4 protein-coding genes and 3 pseudogenes are annotated in these 4,341 nt (G+C 60.7%); 6 read left to right on the top strand and 1 reads right to left on the bottom strand.

What is annotated here, in order from left to right; translation table 11 throughout:
• From FGX59_RS36030 to FGX59_RS36005, 6 genes and pseudogenes are all read left to right on the top strand, one after another.
• Window positions 1–692: pseudogene (locus tag FGX59_RS36030) on the top strand (MFS transporter); the annotation flags it as partial.
• Between the two features lie 107 nt (window positions 693–799).
• Window positions 800–1,009 (top strand): tyrosine-type recombinase/integrase, encoded by a 210-nt coding sequence (locus FGX59_RS39160; protein ID WP_240722874.1) that lies wholly within the window; start codon window positions 800–802, stop codon window positions 1,007–1,009.
• A gap of 225 nt (window positions 1,010–1,234) precedes the next feature.
• Window positions 1,235–2,197 carry an ankyrin repeat domain-containing protein gene (locus FGX59_RS36020; RefSeq protein ID WP_171061010.1) on the top strand — a complete coding sequence of 321 codons (963 nt, stop codon included), beginning with the start codon at window positions 1,235–1,237 and terminating at the stop codon, window positions 2,195–2,197.
• 73 nt (window positions 2,198–2,270) lie between these two features.
• Window positions 2,271–2,753, top strand: coding sequence for a cytochrome c (locus FGX59_RS36015; RefSeq protein WP_171061009.1), 483 nt, complete (start codon window positions 2,271–2,273; stop codon window positions 2,751–2,753).
• A 31-nt stretch (window positions 2,754–2,784) separates the two neighbouring features.
• Complete coding sequence (locus tag FGX59_RS36010; RefSeq protein WP_138473367.1) at window positions 2,785–3,669, top strand: cytochrome c; 885 nt, start codon at window positions 2,785–2,787, stop codon at window positions 3,667–3,669.
• 31 nt (window positions 3,670–3,700) lie between these two features.
• Window positions 3,701–4,058, top strand: a pseudogene (locus FGX59_RS36005) (transposase); the annotation flags it as partial.
• Between the two features lie 75 nt (window positions 4,059–4,133).
• On the opposite strand, the pseudogene FGX59_RS36000 reads toward FGX59_RS36005, so the two are convergent.
• Window positions 4,134–4,341, bottom strand: a pseudogene (locus tag FGX59_RS36000) (IS1634 family transposase); the annotation flags it as partial.

Here is a 4,341-nt window from a genome sequence, read left to right as displayed (position 1 = left end):
GAAAGGCCGTACATATGACCGCACCGCTCCCAAATTGTTCCTCGGATGAAAAAGCTCTTGCCACGCGGGCCGTTCCACATATGTCGCGCCGCATGGCGCTCCACATGCAGCAGGTCATGATGTTCAACCCGGTCTGGGCAGGTATTGGCGCGTTGCCGTTCAGCGTCGGCATAATTTTCGGGTCGGTCCTCAGTTCCAAGCTCGTCGAGAAGCTCGCAGCGAGAGCTCTTGCCGGTCCCGGCCTGCTCATCGCGGCTGGCGGGATGCTGTGGCTGTCCAGTCTGGAGATCAGCTCGGCCTATGCATGGCATATCATGCCCGCGCTGTTCCTGACGGCCTTCGGGTTGGGCATCGTGGCTGTCACCCTGACCCTTACCGCGGTTCACGGTGTGGCGGCGGAACGTGCGGGGATCGCGTCTGCGTTACTGAATGCCTCGCAGCAAACCGGAGCTGCCCTAGGGCTGGCGGTGTTCACGACGATTGCAACATTCGCCTCGCGGAACGCCCTGCCGGAAGCCGCGACCGTACTTCAGTCTGCCCTCGCCAAGGGCGATGAAGCGACGGCCCTTCAAGCCCGGGATGCGCTTGCCACTGGATACGCGACGGCATTCGGATATGGTGCGGTCTTTCTGGTCGTGGCGGCCATCCTGGTGATGTCGACGGTTACGACGCGCAAGACGCAAGGCAACTGATTGCACGATCATCGCGAAGGGCGAGGCTGGGCTGGCCTCGCTCACCAAGACCTAAAAGAACCTGCGGATCGCCTCGACGGACAGCATCGGGCATCCGTGATCGAGCCATGCTGCATCTGGCATTTGCCGGAGGGCTGCGCGTGTCCGAACTCGTCGGCCTTCGGCTCGACCAGTTCGACGGGCGATCACCCGCCAGCACCCACATCATCGGCAAAGGACGACGAGAACGGGTGCTGCCGCTCTGGCAGGAAACTGCCGCGGCAATTCGTGCTTGGATCGCGATCAGACCAAAGTCGACGAAACAGCGCTTTTTCTGAACAACGCCGGTCGAATGATGACGCGAGCCGGGTTCCAATACATTCTCGAGAAACACGCCATTGTGGCCGCCAGCATTGCACCCTCTCTGGCGGCCAAATCACGCGAGGAGTAGTGAGCATTTCATAACAAATTCACAGCCCAATATGACAATTTCGGCGCGCCGATTCGCGCTTACATTGTCCAAGCTTCCCAAATGTCAATTATGCGTATGGGAGGAGAAACGCATGATCTACTACAAATCCTGCGCTGTCGCGACAGTGCTCTCAATCTGCGCGGCCCCGGTCTTTGCCCAGAATGTTCTGCTGGAACGTGACTTCTGGAACGCATCGCCCGACGTCGCCGCAGTTGAAGCCGCGGTAGAGGCAGGGGCCGATCCGCTGGCTGTCGATGGTGAGGACTATTATCCGCTCTGGCGCGCGCTGCAGGCTGGTACGAGCACGGATGTGGTCAGCTACTTCATAGACAAGGGCGAAGACGTCAACCAAGTCGGCAACGACAATCTCTCTGCCTTTATGATGGCGGCGCGCTTCAACAGCCTCGAGGTGGTCGAGATGTTCCTTGAACGCGAGGATCTTGAAATCGACTATCAAGACGATTCCTGGCGTGACGCACTGGGATTTGCCTGCCTGTTGCAGACTGAGATTCCGGTGTACGAAGCCCTGATGGCCGCGGATCTGCCGATCTCTGCGCGTGACATTCACGGTCGCAACTGCGCGCTTTCCGCAGCTTATCTAAACCCGAACGTCGATACGATTATGTGGATCGCCGAACACGACGACATTCAGGCGTTTGATAACAACGGCACCAATGCGTTCCTTCAGGCTGCCTTCCGCAATCCGTCACTCGAAGTCATCACCGCGATGAAGGATGTCGTGGAAGACCCGATGGCGGTGAACAAGGATGGCAATAACGCTCTTACCATCTCTGCGATCCGTCAGAAGAATCCGGCGATTCAGTCGTGGCTTCTGTCGCAGGGCTTCGATGTCAACGCAACCAACGGGGCCGGGCAGACCGCGCTTCATATCGCTGCCGCAGGCAATGTGCTCGCCGTGGTCGAGGTGCTGTTGGAAGCCGGGGCGGATATCTCCCTCACCGATGCAGAGGGGCAGTCGGCGTTGGATCTCGCGAAGGCGCGGGAAGATGGCGCCGATATCGTCACCGCGCTCACCGCCGCGGGGGCGAACTGAGGCAAGACGGAAGCGACGCCCGCTCCCAATGGTGCGGGCGTCACAACGCACTCGAATTCACAGGACACACGCTATGCCGAAATCTAGTAAACTGGTGATCGGGGCCGCACTCTGCGCCGTTCTTGCCACCACGACCGTCGCCTATGCCCGCGTCAGCCGCGTCCAAAAGGATGTGGCAACACAGCGACTGGCCCATATGAACCTGCAAGCCTTCCAGCTCGGGGTGCTCGCGCAGATGATGCAGGGGCGACAGCCCTATGACCCCGAGCTCGCCGTGGCCGCGGCCGATGCGCTTGCCTCGCTGGCGCAACAGGACTGGACCACATATCTCCTCCCCGGCACCTCGTCGGGTGAGATTGAAACGAGCCGCGCGGCGGCTTCGATCTGGACCAATATGGATGACTTCCTCGCGCGCAAACAAGGGCTTGCCGACGCCACCGACCAGATGCTTGCCGCGGCGGGGGATGGGCTTGAGGCACTGACGGCGCAGATGGGTGCCGTGACCGAAGCCTGCGGCCAATGCCACCGCGATTATCGCGTCATCCCGGCGAACTAAACCGGTCCAGCCCAGCAGCGAGGAGGCCGCCATGATCGGCAAAATCATTTCAGGATTGCTTCTCGCCGCTGGTGCGGGGCTGGCGGGCTTTTGGGTGTTGTCCCAACCGGTGATCGAGGATGAGACCGCGATCGCCGGGCTTCAACCCGATCTCGTCCGCGGTGAATACGTCTTCCGTGCCAGCGGCTGTGCGTCCTGCCATGCGGCAAAGGAGGCGCAAGGGGAGGCGCGCCTTATCCTGAGCGGCGGGCGGACTTTTACGACCCGATTTGGCACCTTCTATGCGCCCAATATCTCCTCAGACCCTGAGGAGGGGATTGGCGCATGGCGCGCCATTGATTTGGTCAATGCGCTTCATCACGGTGTTGACCGGGATGGCAAACATCTGTTTCCCGCCTTTCCCTACACGACCTATGCGCGGATGACCTTGACGGATGCCGTCTCGCTCCACGCCTATCTCGCAACACTTCCAGCGGACGCTACACCGAGTCAGAACCATGATCTGGCCTTTCCCTTCAACATGCGGCGTGGATTGGGGCTGTGGAAACGCCTCTACCTGAACCCCGACTGGGTAACGTCCGAGGTGCCGGAAGAGGTTGATACCGGACGTTACATCGTCGAGGCGCTGGGTCACTGCGGGGAATGCCACACGCCGCGCACCGTCTTCGGCGGCCCAATCACCGACGCTTGGCTAACAGGCGCGGCAAACCCAGATGGCCCAGGACGTATCCCGGACATCACGCCGGGCCGTCTCAACTGGTCTGAAGATGACCTTCTCGCCTATTTGCAATCGGGGTTCACCCCGTCCTTCGATGTGGCGGGCGGCAGCATGGCCGAGGTCATCTCGACTTTGGGTACCTTACCTGAGGAGGACCTCTGGTCTGTCGTGGTCTATCTCAAGCTCATTGAACCATAAAGACTATAGCTGATTCTTGGACGGTCATGAGGCGCTCTTCGGCCTGTTCGAAGGGGTCGTCAGCAAGGACGTGGTCAGCCGTGCGGCGGAAGGTGAAGGTCGACTGGGATGCCTGGTGCGCCAGGGAATTGGCCCAGGAAGATATCGTCAGGCTCATTCTGGACGGCACCGTCATCAAGACCCGGCTGGACCGCAAGGCCACGAACATCTCGGTGCTCGCCGCGATCGGGGTGCGCCGCGACGGGCAGAAGGTATTGCTTTCCATCAAGAACATGGGAGGCGAGAGCACCGCAGCCTGGAGCCAGTTCCTGTCCGACCTCGATGCGCGCGGCCTGCGACGGCCCGAATTCGTCATCGTTGACGGCGCTCCGGGCCTCGAAGCCGCCCTCCCAAGTTCGACGTCAAAATAGATAAGTAATTGATATTGCTCGCACGTGATAGCGAGATTTGCCACAACTTGGCGGTCAGGCGGGCTTCGGGAGCCCCAGGGCGTCAAATAGATCGAGCTGTTCGGGAATGCTCCTTGATAGGCCGGTGAAGGTCTGGTCGCCGATATGCGTCGTGTGCTTCTGGATGCGCGCGAGCAGGTCGAGCGCGGTGCGCGGGCTGGCGGAATGGCCCTTCGCCTTCAGCCTCATGCGCATGACGCGGTAGAGGACCAGCGCCAGGAAG

The organism is Poseidonocella sp. HB161398 (genome assembly GCF_005870025.1).
In the GTDB taxonomy this organism is placed as follows: domain Bacteria; phylum Pseudomonadota; class Alphaproteobacteria; order Rhodobacterales; family Rhodobacteraceae; genus Mangrovicoccus.
The sequence above is the reverse complement of the archived record's forward strand: the minus strand, read 5'-3'. Positions and strand labels throughout refer to the sequence as shown.